The following is a 17,361-nucleotide window of genomic DNA, read 5'->3' as shown; positions in this document are numbered from 1 at the left end:
ATTATTCCATTAATCCTTTCTGAAGCACTTCGGGCAATTGATAGGTTCTGAAAGACTCCCTTTCTGAGGGAAACACATCAGCACTCAACTGCCCAGCGGACCAGATCACACCTCTTACACCGGTAAGCAGATGATCCTGATCTTGCTTATTCTCATATTCAGCTATTTGACCCAGGAGTGCCGGTGAATAAAACCTGAAAACCGATATGTTGCCATCGGATGATAAAGCTAATGCCCGGCTCCGTATCCATTCCAGCAATGATTGTTTGCTCTGTTCTGCCAGCCCAACAACAAGCGTTGCGCCACCTTGCCAGTATTTATCATCACGCCATAGCTCAGTAAGCAACTGGTCGGCTATAAACAGTGACTCTGCAGTTAAAAACAAACACCAGGGTCCCTCTTCTGCAACGTCCTGAAGAATGGTGTTATCAAACAACCTGATCAGTTCCGGCAGCTCCTCATTCTGAAAGACAACAGACAATGGATCTTCCTGAAAACGGTTATGATCCAGGATCAGGCAATACAGCGTGTCTTGATGTTCAGGGATCATGCAGCCCCCCGGCATGGACAATCGCCACGGGGACAGGAAGCTATAGAGCCACCCTGCTTCTGACACAGCGCGATAACCGGCTGATCCATCAGCGCCATACGTTTCAATGCAGGTGCAGGAATCCAGGGCGCAGGCGCCTCTTTACCCTCAGTCACATACCCTGCCTGATCCAGATCAGCCTCTAACGGCGGCTCTGGCACAACAGGTGCGGCCGCTTTAGCACTACCGCCACCTCCGCCGCCATTCAGGCTGATTGCCGCACCATTCACATTCACCCCAGCAGGGTTAATCGTAATGGTGCTGCCACCGGCTTTAATCAAAATTTCGTTGCCGGCCTCAAAGAGTATTTTCTGACCCGCCTTCCAGTTCGCTTCGTTGGCGGTATGCTGGTAGCCCGTTTTACCAATCTGTGTGTGGTAATCCGGTGCAACGGTATGGTTGTAGCTGGTTTTGACTTCCCGGTGATAGTCACCTTTCGTCAGCGCATGTTCTTCTTGATAGAACTCGCGGTATTCGTTGTGTTCAACCAGCTGCTGATGATCATTACCGACCCACTGCTTGTGGGTATCCAGGGTACGTTGATCCAGGTCTTTTTCCGCCCGGATGAACAATTCTTCTTCACCTTTGCGATCTTCAAAACGAATTTCGTTATAACCCTCTCCGCCCTTGCTGGAGCGGGTTTTAATCGTAGAACGGGTTTTGTGTTCTGGCAGCGTATACGGTGGCGTATTGTGGCCATGATAGACCCGCCCGGTAATGATAGGCCGGTCCGGATTACCCTCAATAAAGTCGACAATCACTTCATCACCAATGCGTGGTAAAAACAGGCTGCCAAACGCACCTCCGGCGCTGTTCTGGCTCACCCGTACCCAGCAGGAGGTATTTTCATCACGCTGGCCATGACGATCCCAGTGAAACTGCACTTTAACGCGCCCATGAGAGTCGGTATAAATCTCTTCACCTTCGGGGCCTGTAACTGTCGCCGTTTGCACCCCGGTAATCGCAGGAATTTTTTTCGGGCAAAGCTTCGGACGATAAGGATTGCTCATGGCAACCAACTGAAGCTTATTCGTGTAGCGTGAACCTTCGGTGGTTGCGCCCACTTCTAACACCTGCGGCTGCGCACAATCATGCTCTATCCGGGAAATAAAATACTCAGTATTCAGTCCGTCACGATCATGACCAGATAAAGTAAAACTGAAGCCGGGCGCCAGGCGATTAACATCACTTTCTGCATAGGCCGTCTGGCGTTTGCGGTTGGCTCCTTCAAGACGTGCCTGCGCAAGCTGTCCGCCACGGCTGGCATCCATAAAGTTAGCTGCGTAATCATAAATCTCCAGTGCTTCGTCCTGCCCATGAGAGACAGTTTCGGTAAGATCCATATTAGGCTTGGTAAAGTTGAAATCCCGCAGTGAGACTTTGCCCGGACGCATTGCTTCAGCAAATTGAAAACGGAACAAATGCTGCTCCGCTACTGCGCCCTGCGCATGATGATAATAAGGGATATCCTGATCGCCGCCGATAGCCGGAGATGAGTAAGACGCATCACTAAAAACGACGGTATGTCGCGTGTCAGAGTGATCGAAATAATAATGAATACCGTCTTCTTCGAGCAGACGCTCAATAAAGTTGAAGTCAGATTCAGCGTATTGCACGCAGTATTCACGGGCACTGTAGCGGTCAGTCAATTCAAACCGGAATTCATCGGTCTGATATTCATGCTCATTCAGTAACTCGCTGATGATATCCTGCGTGGTAAGGTTCTGAAAAATACGGCTGTTTTTACGATGTTTCAGCAACCAGATTTTAGGCACCAGTACTACTTCATAGGCGGTCTGGTTAACGCCTTCTTCGCCAATGCTCGCCTGCGCAATAATGCCATGGATGTAACGGGTCTGTTCGTTTTCATCGCCGGTCTGATCCATCAGGGTGACCCCTGCGGCCTTCCCCATAAGCGAATCCAGTTCGATATCCGATTGCTTAGATACCAGCTCAATTTTGAATCTGAAAACACCGGAAACTTGCTCAGCACCGGTCAGTTTAACCAGTGAAAACTCAGCGCCACTTCCCTGCACATTAAATAGAAAGCGCTCTTCGTTCGCTTTTAAAAACATTCTTCATTCCTTTGACGCGAAACATCGTCCTTTCACGTTGCAACATTAGCGAATTTTTCGGAAGTAAGTTAAGCATGTTTTATGCCAGCCACGCCAGACTGTTAGCAACCAACCAGGCTTATATCTGATATTTTTTCGCTTACTCAAGCGAGAGCACATGAAAAGAACGCCTGTAAAAAGCACTTCTAAAGAGCACTTCTAAAGGGCACCTGCCAATAAGCCCTCTGGCATAAGGTATATCCTTTCAAATGCATCAAGCTCATCCAGGGCCATCAACTCTCCTCGCAATTTCTCAGTCGCATAAAAAGCCGCCCGGACAGCCTTTAGATCTAGTTAGACTACCGGTCAGTGGTAAGAAGCCGCTACCGTGCGCATCAAACACTTGCACCACCCTACCTGTAACATCCCTCGCGCAACACAGATTTCATTTAAAGCTCCTTATCTCCTTACAAACAATTACTGTCTTTAAGCGCCATTAAGAGTAGTGTCCTGTGTATCTCTTAAGAAATGGACTGAGAACTGTATCAATGATTGAGCACATTACCGCAAGCCTTGATGAAGCCCGGAACGGCTTAGACAATCTCCTGAGCAACAAAGCAACTCTGCAAAACATTTCCACCGGCGCAGACTGGATAGTTGAGGCTGTTACCAGCGGTGGCCGCGCATTTTCCTGTGGCAATGGTGGTTCAATGTGCGATGCCATGCACTTTGCTGAAGAACTGACCGGTCGTTACCGCAATAACCGTAAAGGCGTCGCTGCAATAGCTATCAGCGATGCGTCACACATTAGCTGCGTAGCCAATGACTTTGGCTATGATTTTATATTTTCACGATATCTGGAAAGCCATGGCAATCATAAAGATGTACTGATTGCTTTGAGCACCAGCGGCAGCAGTAAGAATATAATTAAGGCTGTTGAGACTGCCCGAGAAATGGGGATTCGCAGCATAGTACTAACGGGCAAGCCTAACTCTCCGCTTGAAGCCCTGGCCGACCTTTGCATCTGTACGCCCGCCGGAGAATACGCCGATCGCGTTCAGGAATTGCACATTAAAGTCCTGCACATCTTTATTGAGCTGACTGAGCGTCAGCTATTTCCCGCTAACTACTCTTAACGTAGCGCTTACAGCCACAGGATCCCGGCCAGACTATCCCCGGGATCAATACTCAATTACTACTCCCTCCCCAGCACTACCGTTAGCTTTAATCTATCGAAGCAATAGTTGTTATTTATCAATAAGTTACGATTATAAAAATCTATAGCAATTGTTAAAACTATCAATTACAACAAATTAATTTATTTAATTAATATCTCTCCACGGTTACGAAACAACAACTCAGATGCACTAACTAGGAGAGCATTCATGTCCCACTCGCTGATCAACACAGACGTTAAACCATTTCAGGCAACCGCATTCCACGCAGGTGAATTTATTCCGGTATCAGATGCGGATCTTAAAGGTAAATGGTCTGTGGTTTTCTTTTACCCGGCTGACTTCACTTTCGTATGTCCAACTGAACTGGGTGACCTGGCGGACAACTACGCTGAACTGCAAAACATGGGTGTAGAAGTGTACTCAGTTTCTACAGATACACACTTCACCCATAAAGCATGGCATGACACTTCTGACACTATTCAGAAAATTAACTTCCCAATGATCGGCGACCCAACCGGCACGGTTACCCGCAACTTCAATGTCATGATCGAAGAAGATGGCATGGCAGAGCGCGGCACCTTTGTGATTAACCCTGAAGGTAAGATTCAGATCATTGAAATCAATGCTGGCGCTATCGGCCGCGATGCTTCTGAACTGCTGCGTAAGATCAAAGCTGCTCAGTACATTGCCGCACACCCAGGTGAAGTATGCCCGGCCAAATGGAAAGAAGGCGAAGCAACACTGGCACCTTCACTGGATCTGGTTGGCAAAATTTAAATAGCTAAACAGCCAAGAGGCTATCCGGCAGCGCTGCCATTCAGCTGCGCTGCCCAATACATAATGCGCATGGTCACTGTCAGACCTGAATAAGGAATTACACATGTTAGACGCAAACCTTAAATCCCAGTTGAACACTTACCTGCAGAACATCGTGCGTCCCATAGAAATAATTGTAGCGACGGACAGCAGCCCTGAACGCCAGGCAAAATCTCAGGAGCTATTGGCGCTGGCCACTGAAATCAGCAGCCTTTCAGATCAGATTCAATTACGGGAAGACAACAGTAATCCTCGCGCTCCGAGTATGAGCATCGCAGCTACTGGCGAGTCTCCACGGGTTACCTTCGCAGGTATCCCAATGGGCCATGAATTCACATCTCTGGTGCTGGCGCTGCTTTATGCGGGTGGCCACCCACCAAAAGTTGACGAAGCCCAGCTGGAGCAGATACGTAATCTTAAAGGTGAATTTCGTTTTGAATCTTACATATCGCTGTCTTGCCAGAACTGCCCGGATGTTGTGCAGGCACTAAACCTGATGGCTTTGCATAATCCAAATATTCAGCACAGTATGATTGACGGCGGTGTCTTCCAGCAGGAAGTTGAAGATCGCAACATAATGGCTGTTCCCAGCGTTTACATGAACGGCGAACTGCTTGGTCAGGGCCGCATGACCCTACAGGAAATCATCGATAAGCTTGATGATTCAGCGGCGGATAAACAGGCTGAAGTCCTGAATGCTAAAGAGCCTTACGACGTACTGATTGTTGGCGGCGGACCGGCTGGTGCATCTGCAGCAATTTACGCAGCCCGTAAAGGCATTCGCACAGGCATAGTAGCCGACCGCTTTGGTGGTCAGGTAATGGATACTATGGCAATCGAAAACTTCATCTCCGTGAGCGAAACTCAGGGGCCTAAACTGGTCGCTAACCTTGAATCCCACGTGAAAGATTACGAAGTCGATATCATGACAGGCCAGCTTGCCAGCAGCCTGAGCCAGACCTCTAATGGCATAAATATCGAACTTAAAAACGGTGCCAGCCTGCAAAGTAAATCTGTCATCATTTCTACCGGCGCACGCTGGAGGGAAATGAACGTTCCCGGTGAACAGCAATACCGGGGCAAAGGTGTCGCCTACTGTCCGCATTGTGATGGCCCGCTATTTAAAGGTAAGAAAGTTGCTGTCATTGGCGGCGGTAACTCCGGCATAGAAGCCGCTATCGATTTAGCCGGAATTGTTGAACATGTCACCGTACTTGAGTTTGCCGACACATTGCGTGCTGATGAGGTTTTACAACGTAAAGCCCGCTCCATGAGCAATATCAACATTATCAGCAGCGCAAGAACAACCGAAGTACTCGGTAACGGAAGTAAGGTACAGGGGCTAACCTATGAAGACCGTAACAATGGCCAGATCAAACAACTGGACGTTGCGGGCATCTTCGTACAGATAGGCCTGATGCCTAATACAGAATGGTTAAGCGATATAGTAGAGCTGACAAACAGAGGCGAAATCATCGTTGATGGTCGCGGCCAGACTTCATTGCCTGGCGTATTTGCCGCCGGCGACGTAACTGACTCAGCTTACAAGCAGATCATCATCGCCATGGGATCCGGCGCGACAGCATCGCTAGGTGCATTCGATCACCTGATCCGCAGCAGTGTTGATAACACTCTGGAAGCAGTTGCATAAACAGACTGATAAAAACTGTCAGATGCTATAACTACTTAAAAAGCAGTTTTCTCCCCCCGCTTGTTACCACGGCCATGGGCTCGCGGGTGGGAGACTTTATTATTGCCAGGCTGGCTTTCACAACCGCCCCTCTGACAATAACCTCCAACGCCATTAATCATCTGCTAAGCCTATACTCCAAATACTTCCAAACCACGTACAACCGGAACCTCGAAACACTACACCGGTCATATTTAAAAATGTTTGCCTAAAAGCATGTCTTAAAAGGGAATCACCTATGCCAGCCCAACGCCAGAAAGTCACCTTTAGCAGTAACGGTCATCAACTTGCAGGTTTACTTGAAACCCCCGAAGTAAACTCAAGGGGCTGCGCACTATTCGCCCATTGCTTCACCTGTGGCAAGAACGTCCTCGCAGCTACCCGAATCTCCCAAAGCCTGGTAGCGCTGGGCTTTTCTGTATTACGTTTTGATTTTACTGGCCTGGGTGGCAGTGACGGCGACTTTTCTAACACTAACTTCTCATCCAATGTGAATGATCTGGTTGCAGCGGCAGATTATCTGCGGGAACACCATCAGGCACCTGCCCTACTGATCGGCCATAGCCTGGGCGGCCGTGCGGTATTATCCGCAGCAAGCCGTATTCCTGAAGTTGCCGCCGTCGCCACCATTGGCGCACCTGCGGATGCTGCACACGTTGCCAAACAGTTTTCAGCACATGTAGAAGAGATAGACTCTCAGGGTAAGGCAGATGTCAGCCTGGGTGGTCGTCACTTCACCATAGAAAAACAATTTCTGGATGATATCCGCAGCGAAAATGACGACATCGAACAATTAAGAGTACCTTTACTGGTCATGCACTCGCCACTCGACACCACGGTATCTATTCAACAAGCTGAGCATATCTACCGTCGTGCCAAGCACCCCAAAAGCTTTATCAGCCTGGACAGTGCCGACCACCTGTTAACCAACAAAGCAGATGCAGCTTATGCTGCTGCCATCATCAGTGGGTGGTCTGAAAAATATCTTGATTCAACCCCTTTGCCTGACGCGCCTGCTGAGCAGATAGAAAAAGGCGAAGTAGTCATCCGGGAAGGTAATAAACAGTTTTTACGGGTGGTGAATACCGACCATCACCAGTGGCTTTCCGATGAACCTGTAAATGTTGGTGGCGGTAATGCTGGCCCTGACCCTTATGAACAATTATTATCGGCGCTTGGCAGTTGCACCTCGATGACAATACGCATGTACGCCAACCGAAAAAATCTGCCGCTTGACGCCGTAAACGTCAGCCTAAAGCACTACCGCCAGCATTGCAGCGACTGCCAGGCAGCAGACCAGAACAACCCGCGTATTGATGTCATCGAACGCTTAATCGACCTGCAGGGAGACCTGACTCCGGACCAACGGCAACGGCTGTTAGAAATTGCCGATAAATGTCCGGTACACCGTACCCTTGAAGGCCCGATTCGCATAACATCTGCGCTCGTGGAATGACGGCTCTCAGTGCAGAGCCGCCGCTAACCGTATCTATATTGCAGGCTACACTCTGTGCTGAAGTTTTTCGAAGGACTGATCGCTCCATTTCCCGATCACGGCGACCGGCAACCGCCTAACAAACTGTTTGCCTTTTGCCGCTATTACACTCGCGGTGCTGAATCTCAGTTACTGCTTATGGCTTTACTGACCGCTGCTCTGGCGATCAGTGAAGTCATTTTATTTGGCTTTATGGGCGATCTGGTCGACTGGATTTCCTCTAAAAGCACCACCGAAATTCTCGCTGAGCATGGCACCCATTTAACATTAATGGCTGTGCTGTTAATGGTGATATTACCGCTACTGGTATTCTTTCACTCGGCCATAATTCACCAGGGGATTCTGGGCAATTACCCGATGGCCATCCGCTGGTCTATGCACCGTTACCTGCTAAAACAAAGCATGGCGTTTTACCAGAATGACTTTGCCGGACGCATTGCAACCAAGGTTATGCAAACCTCACTCGCCCTTAGAGAAAGCATTACAAAAGTCCTGGATGTATTTGTTTATATTGTAGTTTATTTTACATCTTTAATGGTTTTGGTCGCTCAGGCAGACCCTTTACTGTTACTTCCAATGATGTTTTGGTTAGCCTGCTATGTCGCCATTCAGAGATATTTTTTACCCCGGTTACAGCAAGTTTCTACTGAACAGGCAGACGCCCGTTCTATGATGACCGGCGCAGTTGTCGACAGCTACACGAACATTGCCACAGTCAAACTGTTCTCCCATACCGACCGCGAAGAAGCCTACGCAAAAGACAATATGCAGGGCTTTCTGGACACGGTTTACCGGCAAATGCGTCTGGTCACCAAACTTAATGTACTGGTGCAGATTAATAACTACCTGCTGGTATTCAATATCACGGCCCTGTCACTGTACCTATGGAACGATAACGCCATTACCGCAGGTGCAATTGCCATTGCCGTCAGCCTGGCATTGCGTCTGAACGGCATGTCTCAGTGGATCATGTGGGAAGTCAGTAACCTGTTTGAAAACATCGGCACTGTGGTTGATGGTATGTCCAGCCTTGCCCAGCCACAAAGCGTTCAGGATAAGCCTAACGCCCCACCAATACAGGTGAACCGTGGTGAAATTCACTTCGACAATATCAGCTTCAACTATGGCGAAAGCATTCCGCTGATTGAGTCCCTGAACCTACGCATTAAACCCGGCGAAAAAGTTGGCTTAGTGGGCCGCTCCGGTGCGGGCAAATCCACACTGATTAACCTCTTAATGCGCTTTTACGATCTCGATGCAGGTAAGATCAGCATCGACGGTACCGACATCACCGCCGTCAATCAGGAAAGTCTGCGCAGCCATCTCGGCATGGTTACTCAGGACACCTCCCTGTTACACCGCAGTATTCGGGAAAACATCCTTTACGGCCGCCCTGACGCCAGCGAAGACGAAATGCGGGCAGCTACTGCTCAGGCACAGGCTGATGAGTTCATCGATAGCCTCAGCGACCCCAAGGGCGGCACAGGCTATGACGCACAAGTTGGCGAACGCGGTGTGAAGCTTTCCGGTGGCCAGCGACAACGTATCGCCATCGCCCGGGTATTACTTAAAGACGCGCCGATTTTGCTTTTGGACGAAGCCACTTCAGCGCTGGACTCTGAAGTAGAAGCGGCTATTCAGCAAAACCTCACCCGTCTGATGGAAAACAAAACCGTTATCGCCATTGCACATCGTTTATCAACCATCGCGGCGATGGACCGCCTGATTGTGCTCGATAAAGGCCGCATTGTTGAAGAAGGCAATCACCAGGAACTGCTGAACAAAGGTGGTATCTACGCACAACTCTGGTCGCATCAGAGTGGTGATTTCCTCGGCGAAGCTTAACCTCGCTCAAGTCTGCAGTCTGAAGTTCAGATTGCAGACTTACCCAGCCCCGCTAACAAAAAATCCGTCGAAGATTCAGCCAGCGACTCCATTGCCGCCTGATCCGGTTTTTCCATTCCTAACAGTGCACCAGCCCGCTGACTAAGTAACATTCCTGACCATAGCCTTATTGCGGTTTCAGGTTCAGCAATACCTAATCGTTCAATGAAGAATTCTGCCAACCTTGCGCTGGTATCATCCGGGCCAACTTCCATGAAACTGGCAACCATTTCGGGTGCCTTGGCACTCTCAGATACCAACAACCGGTAAGTCGCTAAGTGCTCATCCGCTAAATGAAACTCAATGAAACCACGGGCAAAACGATACATAGCTTCCCGGACATCTGACGCCTGCAAGTGAAATATAAAATCCAGTTCTGAGTTTTCCCCCATGTACTGCAACGTAGCTTTAAACAACTCCCCCTTTGATGGGTAATAGCGATACACCGTTTGCTTGGTTACCTGGGCCCCTGCGGCAATTTTATCCATACTCGCTATGACATAGCCTTCTGACAAAAACACTTCCTGCGCAGCCTGCAGTATTGCCCGGCGTTTTTTTTCCCTGTTTTGTTCGATTTTGCTCATTTAACCTCACCAGATAAAAATCATACCTCATAGTATGATTTTATTGACATACGTGCAAATCTCATAAATCATACTACCAAGTATGATTTTTAACAGGAGCACGACATGAACAATCAACTCACCCGATCCTTTACGCAAAAAAGCGCCCAAACCACAGGCATACTCCTCGCCTTGCTCGGGGCCTTACTGATGAGCTTTGATCCGATTTTTATCCGCTTTTCAGGGGTTAGCGGATTCGACACCGCTTTCCTGTTTGGCTTATTCACGGCGATTTCGATGCCGCTATTCATTCAGTTACGGGATGAACGGGGTCTGATAAAAACCTTGAAAAACAGCGGCTGGCCGGTCATTTTCTCTGGTTTACTAATGCTTGGGAGCGCGTCTGGACTGGTACTTAGCATCAAGAACACCTCTATTGCTAATACCTTTGTCATCCTTAGCGCAGCGCCAGCACTGGCTGCTGTTTTCAGCCGCATCTTTTTGGGTGAAGTAACCCGGCGCTCGACCTGGATTGCGATTACTTCTGTGATGATCGGAATAGGAATTGTGGTTTCAGGCTCTTTTCAGTCAGGTAACCTGATTGGTGATGCACAGGCCGTATTTGCAGTCACCTGCTTATCACTCAACCAAACGTTGCTACGTAAGTATCAAGACGTCAGCCGTATGGCCAGCGTCGGTCTGGGGGGATTGTTTCTGGCAATAGTAATGTTCTTCTTAGCATCCCCTTCTACATTCAGCACCAGCACCTGGATCATCATGGGAGCGATGGGATTATTTACCGCACCTTTCGGCCGGGTCCTATCTCAAACAGCAACCCGTTACATCACCGCACCGGAAGTTGGCATGATCCTGATGATTGAAGCTGTATTTGCGCCACTGCTGGCCTTTGGCTTCTTTGGCGAGATTCCCCCTGCAGCGAGCATCATCGGTGGCACGCTGATTCTGGTTACTATTTTTGTTTACGCTATATCAACAGCAAAAGAGGATGGCTGATGCAAACAACACTGACATTCATAGGCAAAATCCGTACACCTTATAAATCATTGGATGAATGCCCCCGCAACATTAACTTTAATGGACCTGAATGTACCATTGAGCTTGATCCGGCATATCAGCATGATTTGAAAGGACTTGAAACCGGGCAACATATTATGGTGCTTTACTGGCTGGGTGATACTGGCAACATCTGGAACAACGACTATTGGCACAACGGTAAGCCGAGTACCAGTCGTGGGGACAAAGGCACCTTTGCTCTGCGCAGCCCGATAAGGCCAAACCCTATTGGTGTTGCAGTATTGCCAATTAGCAAGATTACAGCAGATAGAATCACAGTGAACGGGCTCGACTGTCTGGATCAGACTAAACTGCTGGACATTAAACCGGCGATATACCGTGAAATAACTAACTGAATAAAAAAAGCCGAAGCATCAGTCTTCGGCTTTTTCCGCAGGGGTTTCAATACACAACTCTAACAGGTTAGCTGCACCGGGACGCACCACTATTCTTGGCCAGCCCAGCGGTGATCGCTGATCACGCTCAGCATAAGGCGGCGTTGCCACTGCCAGGCCCGCGCCCGGATAAGGGGCTACGTCTAAATCTATTTCTACCGCCTCACCGCCAACCATTTCAATGACCAGCGATTTAGCATCAATCGCAACCTTACGACCATCTTCAAGCACGGCATACGCCAGATGTTTTTTGCTGTTTTCCATATAGAGCAAAACCTTCTGATATCCTCAGTATTGGCTACCTAATCTATCAGCTTATGCTCAATTGCGTAACGCACTAAACCAGCAGAAGTCTGAATATTTAACTTATTTTTAATATTCTGCCGGTGCGTCTCGGCGGTACGTACTGATATTTCCAGCTGCCGGGCTACATCTTTATTACTCGCCCCTTCAGCAAGTAGCTTCAGCACTTCCTGCTCACGGCCGGTCAGCGTTTCTGACTCTGAACCTGGTGCCAGCATTGCTAAATCAGCCTGACCGAACAGTGACTGTGAAGCACCTGAGCTGAAGTAAGTACCGCCACGGTGCACCGTCTGAATTGCCGTCACCAACTCACCGGATGACACATCTTTAAGCACGTAGCCGGCAGCGCCGCACTGAATAAGCTTAAGAATATACTCACGGTTTTCATGCATGCTCAGAATCAGCACCCGTACATCCGGTTGCTCAGCGCGTAGCCGTTCAGTTGCCTCAAAGCCTGTCATTACGGGCATTGAGATATCCATCAGCACGACATCAGGCTTAGCCTCAGCAATCAGTTCCAGCGCTTGCTGGCCATCATTCGCCGCCCCCACAACTTCAAGCGAAGCTTCGCTCTCAAGTCGGGCAATAATGCCTTCCTGAACCAGCGGATGATCATCCACCAGCACAACTCTGATTTTTGTATCGCTCATCAGTCGTCCTTTTTAACCTATACCGCTAAGACTCACTCAGGTTAGCTGACATTACTACACCAGCGCTAATCCAGCCCGCACCCGGGTACCACCACCGGGCTTACTTCGAATGCTGAAATCACCACTGAGAATTTCTGTTCTCTCACGCATATTCATCAAACCAATACCACAATCATCACTGCCCTGACCGGAACAGCTAAAACCCTGGCCATCGTCTTTAATCTCAACCCAGATCATACGATCCTTTTGCCATACCGTCAGCCACACCTGACGGGCATTCGCATGCCGCTCAATATTGGTTAACGCTTCCTGTGACACCCTATACAGAGTGATCTCAATATCATCTGTTAGCCGTTGGTCCGGCAAATCCAGACTTAACTCCACATCAATACCGGTACGTTCTGCAAAATCATCGGTCATACTGTGCAGAGCTGACTCTAAGCCAAGATCATCCAGCAAAATTGGCCGCAGGTCATGAGAAATGCGCCGCACTTCCTGAATCGCCTGATTCAGCACTTCACTGCCTTTTTCTAACTCACTCAATGCCCGCTGCTCAGGCTGGTCCAGCTTATCTCTGGCAAGCTCGATTCTGAATTTGACTGATACCATCAACTGATTAATACCGTCATGTAATTCCCGGGCAAAATTACGCCGCTGGATAACCTGTGACTGAACATAGCTGTGTGCCACTTCTCTCAGCCGGGTGTCCGCCAGCTGCGAAGCACGTACATTAATACCGACGCCCAGCAAGGCGATGATCACCACAGTACCCGCCAGAATAACAACAACCGTGAGAAACGTATTACGGATATTGGCGGTTACTTTTTCCCGGGTAGCGGCAACTTCTTTGGCAATGTCATCAATATACAGGCCAGTTCCCAACATCCAGTTAACCTTAGGGATTTGCACCACATAACTCAGTTTATCTTCCAGGCCCCCTTTAGACGGTTTACGCCATACATACCGATAAAAACCGCCGCCTTCCTTCGCTAAGGTTAATAAATCACGAATAACAAAATTGCCGTAAGTATCCCGCAGATCATATAAATTCTGACCGACGAGTTCAGGCTGTATCGGATGTACCAGACTTCTGCCCTGCATATCATAGACAAAGAAATAACCATCATCTCCGTATGTCAGGCTGTGCAGAATAGCCTTTACCCGGGCTTCAGAAAACTTATCAATGGTATCGGCATCTGCCAGAATGTGCGAAATAGAGGTCATCGCCAGACCTACATAATGCTGTAGTTCCTGACGCTTTGAACGTAATAAGTTTTCTTCGAAAGTTTGAATTTCCTGCTCAGATAACTGCTTTGCCTGGCTCAGGCTAATAACCGTAATCGCCGCTGTCACCAGAATCAGCGGGATAATAGATAACAGCAGAATTTTTGCTTTTAAAGAGGTAATGACAGCTTTCATACCGGGCCTTATCAAACATACAGAACATCGCAGAAGATCTGCTTAACTGCAGCAAACGCTGGCTGCAGTATACCGTAAAACTAAAAAAGCCCGGCGTACTTAAAGTAAGCCGGGCTGAGCACTCTCCGTCAGGTGAGTCCGTAAAACTCAGGGAAGAGCAATATAGAGATAACAACTGCCACCTGCATCAGGATAAATGGCATGACCCCTTTATAGATATCAACCGTTCGTATCGACGGTGGTGAAACCCCTTTGAGATAAAACAAACTGAAACCAAATGGTGGCGTCAGGAAGCTGGTCTGCAGGTTCATTGCTATCAGTATCGCGAACCACACCGGTGCAATTCCAAGCGCATCAGCAACCGGCGCTAATATAGGTACGATGATAAAACTGATCTCGACAAAATCGATAAAGAAACCCAGCACCAGAATCGCCAGCATCGACAAAATCAGGAAGCCAGTCGCCCCACCCGGTAAGTCCGTCAGTATTTCCTCAACAATGTAATCACCACCGGTATAAGTAAACGCCATCGAGAAAGCCGTAGCACCTAACAGAATCGCAAACACCATCGCGGTTACTTTGACGGTTTCCAATGCAGAGTTGTAAACCATTTCCCAGCTGAACTGGCGGTACAACGCAGCCAGAACAATTGCGCCGACACCACCTAAAGCTGAAGACTCAGTTGGCGTCGCAATACCGGCAAAAATAGAACCCAGTACCACAAGAATCAGCGCCAGCGGCGGTACGATTGCGATTAATGCTTTACGATACTGCTCACCCTTGCTTGAAACATCATCATCCAGCGGCAATGCCGGCGCAGCTTCAGGCTTCAACCAGGTATAGATCAGGATATACAGCACGTATACGCCAATCAGAATAAACCCAGGGCCAACCGCAGCCTTAAACAGATCTCCTACAGGAATGCCTAGTACATCGCCAAGAATAATCAGGATGATCGATGGCGGAATGATCTGCCCCAGCGTACCTGACGCACAGATGGTGCCGCAGGCAAGCGACTTATCGTACTTGTACTTCAGCATAACCGGCAGTGAAATAAGCCCCATTGCCACCACTGAAGCACCAACCACACCGGTAGACGCTGCCAGCAACGCACCCACTAATACAGTTGAAATTGCCAGACCACCGCGTACACCGCCGAACAACTTACCCATGGATTCAAGTAACTGCTCCGCAAGGCGGGTCTTCTGCAGTACGATCCCCATGAAAATAAACAATGGCACTGCCATCAGCACAGTGTTTTCCATAATGCTCTGAATACGGAAAGGCATGAAGGCAAACATCTCAGCACCTTCAGCGAAAACACCAAAAATAAGCGCTATACCGCCAAAGGTAAACGCCACAGGAAAACCTACCAACAGCATCAGCAGGGCCACTATAAACATGACTATACCAATCATAATAATGCCTCCTTAATGTTGTGGTGGCTGATAATCATCCGGCTGACTGTTACCCAGCAGGACATTAAGAGATTTCAGGAATAAACCAATGCCACTGATCAGCATGGCGAAAAAGGCGAATGGAATGACCGCTTTAATAATCCAGCGATATGGCAAACCGCCCGGATCACCGGAGGTCTCACCAAGCTCCCAGGCTTCGTAAGCAAAGCCGATACCGTACCAGCCGACTAGCCCACAGAACGGCACTAACAAAATCAGCGTGCCGAACATATCAATCAGCGCTTTAGTTGCTGTACTACGGCGTTCGTAAATAAGATCAACACGAACATGGCCGCCAGCTTTAAGGGTATAAGGCACTGCGAGCAGGAAAACTGATGCATACAGGTGCCATTCCAACTCCTGCATACCAATCGAAACATCGTTAAAGAGATAGCGCATGACAACGTCATAAAACACGTTAAACAGCATGGCTATAAAGAGGATTGCAGACACCTTACCCAACAGCTCGGAAAAACTATTGATGATCTGCTCAAGACGGACTAACAGCATAACTGCTCCTGACATTCTGACAGCCTGCAGACAAATAACGTCCGCAGGCCAGTTGAGCTTAATATGCGTTATTGAGCAGCGGCGCTATCCAGGTAGGCCTTATCAGAGATATTGGTCCAGGCACGGGCTTTCTGCAGATAATCAGCCTGAGAATCAAGAATCTTCTTCGCCAGCGGATCCGCAGCAGCCTTTTCAGCCAGCAGTTCATCGTTAGCCTGGCGCATCGCCGTTACAACGTCTTGCGGGAAAGATTTCACTTCAATATTCGGGAACTCTTTCTTCATGTTGTCCCAGTTTTGAGCAGACGCATGGTAAGACTGGATGTACATGTCATACGCAGCGGTACGCATCGCCGTTTTCAGAATCTGTTGCAGATCTTCAGGCAAACGCTCGAACTTCTTCTTGTTGATCAGGAACTGCAACTCTGTTGCAGGCTCATGCCAGCCTGTGTAGTAGTAAGGCGCAATTTTGTGGAAGCCCATACGTAAATCAAGTGATGGGCCTACCCATTCAAGTGCATCAATCGTGCGACGCTCAAGCGCGGTATAAAGCTCACCTGCAGGAATATTGGTTGGCTTAGCACCCAGCTTTGCCAGCACTTCCCCAGCGAAGCCTGGGATACGCATCTTCAGGCCCTGCAGATCTTCCAGAGAATTAATCTCTTTCTGGAACCAACCACCCATCTGGTTACCGGTGTTACCGCCGGGGAAAGACATCAGATTGTACTTACCGTACACCTCATCCATTAACCCCTGACCACCGCCATAGTAGAACCAGCCATACTGTTCAGGAGCAGTCATGCCAAACGGCATAGTGGTGAAATACAGCGTATTAGGTACCTTGCCTTTCCAGTAGTAAGACGCAGAATGCCCCATGTCATACTGACCAGAACGTACCATATCAAATACACCGAATGGCGCTTTATGCTTGTTCTTAGAATCAATGGTGATCTTCAGACGTCCGTTAGACATTTGTTCCGCCAGCGCCGCCATGTTCTTGGTCGCATCACCGAATATCGGGAAGTTTGTCGGCCAGGTTTCAGCCAGTTTAAGGCGATAAACTTTGTCCGCGGCCATCGCCGGACTCGCCAGCACTGCCGCACAGGTCGCAACCAGTGCCAGCTTCTTAGCGGCTTTCATCTTCAGATTTTTAAGGTTTAGCATTGTTATTGTCATCCTCGCAGCGAGTCTGTGTGACCACTTTCCTGCCGCTCATCATCAAAGAACAGCTGCATCTGCAATACGTATCAGCAGGCGCAACCCCCATGAATCAAGTCTGACAAAA

Annotated in this window: 16 protein-coding genes; 7 read left to right on the top strand and 9 right to left on the bottom strand. The window is 48.8% G+C overall.

The window, feature by feature from the left end:
* Position 1: 1 nt before the first annotated feature.
* Positions 2 to 550, bottom strand: coding sequence for a DUF4123 domain-containing protein (locus OCU49_RS11080; protein ID WP_261845047.1), 549 nt, complete (start codon positions 548 to 550; stop codon positions 2 to 4).
* A complete protein-coding gene (locus OCU49_RS11075; RefSeq protein WP_261845046.1) occupies positions 547 to 2,664 on the bottom strand; it encodes a type VI secretion system Vgr family protein in 2,118 nt (705 codons plus the stop codon). The genes OCU49_RS11080 and OCU49_RS11075 overlap by 4 nt, the downstream gene beginning before the upstream one ends.
* A gap of 527 nt (positions 2,665 to 3,191) precedes the next feature.
* On the opposite strand from OCU49_RS11075, the gene OCU49_RS11070 reads away from it, so the two are divergent.
* From OCU49_RS11070 to OCU49_RS11050, 5 genes are all read left to right on the top strand, one after another.
* Positions 3,192 to 3,779, top strand: a complete 588-nt coding sequence (locus OCU49_RS11070; RefSeq protein ID WP_261845045.1) for an SIS domain-containing protein — start codon at positions 3,192 to 3,194, stop codon at positions 3,777 to 3,779.
* 261 nt (positions 3,780 to 4,040) lie between these two features.
* A complete protein-coding gene (ahpC, locus tag OCU49_RS11065) occupies positions 4,041 to 4,598 on the top strand; it encodes an alkyl hydroperoxide reductase subunit C (RefSeq protein ID WP_446680426.1) in 558 nt (185 codons plus the stop codon).
* 103 nt (positions 4,599 to 4,701) lie between these two features.
* Positions 4,702 to 6,288, top strand: coding sequence for an alkyl hydroperoxide reductase subunit F (gene ahpF / locus OCU49_RS11060; RefSeq protein WP_261845043.1), 1,587 nt, complete (start codon positions 4,702 to 4,704; stop codon positions 6,286 to 6,288).
* Positions 6,289 to 6,565: 277 nt separating this feature from the next.
* Entirely contained in the window at positions 6,566 to 7,783 is a 1,218-nt protein-coding gene (locus OCU49_RS11055) for a bifunctional alpha/beta hydrolase/OsmC family protein (RefSeq protein WP_261845042.1), read from the top strand.
* 54 nt (positions 7,784 to 7,837) lie between these two features.
* Entirely contained in the window at positions 7,838 to 9,667 is a 1,830-nt protein-coding gene (locus OCU49_RS11050) for an ABC transporter ATP-binding protein (RefSeq protein WP_261845041.1), read from the top strand.
* Between the two features lie 26 nt (positions 9,668 to 9,693).
* On the opposite strand, the gene OCU49_RS11045 is transcribed toward OCU49_RS11050, so the two are convergent.
* Positions 9,694 to 10,290 carry a TetR/AcrR family transcriptional regulator gene (locus tag OCU49_RS11045; RefSeq protein WP_261845040.1) on the bottom strand — a complete coding sequence of 199 codons (597 nt, stop codon included), beginning with the start codon at positions 10,288 to 10,290 and terminating at the stop codon, positions 9,694 to 9,696.
* Positions 10,291 to 10,395: 105 nt separating this feature from the next.
* Here OCU49_RS11045 and OCU49_RS11040 point away from each other — a divergent pair, with 105 nt between their 5' ends.
* Together OCU49_RS11040 and tsaA are read left to right on the top strand one after the other, a co-directional pair.
* Complete coding sequence (locus OCU49_RS11040) at positions 10,396 to 11,283, top strand: DMT family transporter (protein ID WP_261845039.1); 888 nt, start codon at positions 10,396 to 10,398, stop codon at positions 11,281 to 11,283.
* Positions 11,283 to 11,699, top strand: a complete 417-nt coding sequence (gene tsaA, locus OCU49_RS11035; RefSeq protein WP_261845038.1) for a tRNA (N6-threonylcarbamoyladenosine(37)-N6)-methyltransferase TrmO — start codon at positions 11,283 to 11,285, stop codon at positions 11,697 to 11,699. The genes OCU49_RS11040 and tsaA overlap by 1 nt, the downstream gene beginning before the upstream one ends.
* Positions 11,700 to 11,717: 18 nt before the next feature.
* On the opposite strand, the gene OCU49_RS11030 is transcribed toward tsaA, so the two are convergent.
* From OCU49_RS11030 to OCU49_RS11005, 6 genes are all read right to left on the bottom strand, one after another.
* On the bottom strand, positions 11,718 to 12,002 hold the full coding sequence (locus OCU49_RS11030; protein ID WP_261845037.1) for a hypothetical protein: 285 nt from the start codon (positions 12,000 to 12,002) through the stop codon (positions 11,718 to 11,720).
* Between the two features lie 38 nt (positions 12,003 to 12,040).
* Positions 12,041 to 12,691 carry a response regulator transcription factor gene (locus OCU49_RS11025; protein ID WP_261845036.1) on the bottom strand — a complete coding sequence of 217 codons (651 nt, stop codon included), beginning with the start codon at positions 12,689 to 12,691 and terminating at the stop codon, positions 12,041 to 12,043.
* Positions 12,692 to 12,745: 54 nt separating this feature from the next.
* Positions 12,746 to 14,110, bottom strand: a complete 1,365-nt coding sequence (locus tag OCU49_RS11020) for a cache domain-containing protein (protein WP_261845035.1) — start codon at positions 14,108 to 14,110, stop codon at positions 12,746 to 12,748.
* A gap of 128 nt (positions 14,111 to 14,238) precedes the next feature.
* A complete protein-coding gene (locus OCU49_RS11015; protein WP_261845034.1) occupies positions 14,239 to 15,528 on the bottom strand; it encodes a TRAP transporter large permease in 1,290 nt (429 codons plus the stop codon).
* Positions 15,529 to 15,540: 12 nt separating this feature from the next.
* Positions 15,541 to 16,077 carry a TRAP transporter small permease subunit gene (locus OCU49_RS11010; protein WP_261845226.1) on the bottom strand — a complete coding sequence of 179 codons (537 nt, stop codon included), beginning with the start codon at positions 16,075 to 16,077 and terminating at the stop codon, positions 15,541 to 15,543.
* Positions 16,078 to 16,145: 68 nt separating this feature from the next.
* Positions 16,146 to 17,216, bottom strand: a complete 1,071-nt coding sequence (locus tag OCU49_RS11005) for a TRAP transporter substrate-binding protein (protein ID WP_261845225.1) — start codon at positions 17,214 to 17,216, stop codon at positions 16,146 to 16,148.
* Positions 17,217 to 17,361 lie beyond the last annotated feature (145 nt).

The sequence above is a fragment of the Aliamphritea ceti genome (assembly GCF_024347215.1).
GTDB classification, from domain to species: domain Bacteria; phylum Pseudomonadota; class Gammaproteobacteria; order Pseudomonadales; family Balneatricaceae; genus Amphritea; species Amphritea ceti.
This window is presented reverse-complemented; position numbering and strand designations above follow the sequence as displayed.

Bases quoted from the DNA above. Each gene is read 5' to 3' on its own strand.
- OCU49_RS11010 (WP_261845226.1), bottom strand. From the start codon at position 16,077: ATGCTGTTAGTCCGTCTTGAGCAGATCATCAATAGTTTTTCCGAGCTG.
- OCU49_RS11045 (WP_261845040.1), bottom strand. From the start codon at position 10,290: ATGAGCAAAATCGAACAAAACAGGGAAAAAAAACGCCGGGCAATACTG.
- OCU49_RS11020 (WP_261845035.1), bottom strand. From the start codon at position 14,110: ATGAAAGCTGTCATTACCTCTTTAAAAGCAAAAATTCTGCTGTTATCT.
- OCU49_RS11040 (WP_261845039.1), top strand. From the start codon at position 10,396: ATGAACAATCAACTCACCCGATCCTTTACGCAAAAAAGCGCCCAAACC.
- OCU49_RS11025 (WP_261845036.1), bottom strand. From the start codon at position 12,691: ATGAGCGATACAAAAATCAGAGTTGTGCTGGTGGATGATCATCCGCTG.
- OCU49_RS11080 (WP_261845047.1), bottom strand. From the start codon at position 550: ATGATCCCTGAACATCAAGACACGCTGTATTGCCTGATCCTGGATCAT.
- OCU49_RS11015 (WP_261845034.1), bottom strand. From the start codon at position 15,528: ATGATTGGTATAGTCATGTTTATAGTGGCCCTGCTGATGCTGTTGGTA.
- OCU49_RS11055 (WP_261845042.1), top strand. From the start codon at position 6,566: ATGCCAGCCCAACGCCAGAAAGTCACCTTTAGCAGTAACGGTCATCAA.
- OCU49_RS11070 (WP_261845045.1), top strand. From the start codon at position 3,192: ATGATTGAGCACATTACCGCAAGCCTTGATGAAGCCCGGAACGGCTTA.
- ahpF (WP_261845043.1), top strand. From the start codon at position 4,702: ATGTTAGACGCAAACCTTAAATCCCAGTTGAACACTTACCTGCAGAAC.
- tsaA (WP_261845038.1), top strand. From the start codon at position 11,283: ATGCAAACAACACTGACATTCATAGGCAAAATCCGTACACCTTATAAA.
- OCU49_RS11030 (WP_261845037.1), bottom strand. From the start codon at position 12,002: ATGGAAAACAGCAAAAAACATCTGGCGTATGCCGTGCTTGAAGATGGT.
- OCU49_RS11005 (WP_261845225.1), bottom strand. From the start codon at position 17,216: ATGAAAGCCGCTAAGAAGCTGGCACTGGTTGCGACCTGTGCGGCAGTG.
- OCU49_RS11075 (WP_261845046.1), bottom strand. From the start codon at position 2,664: ATGTTTTTAAAAGCGAACGAAGAGCGCTTTCTATTTAATGTGCAGGGA.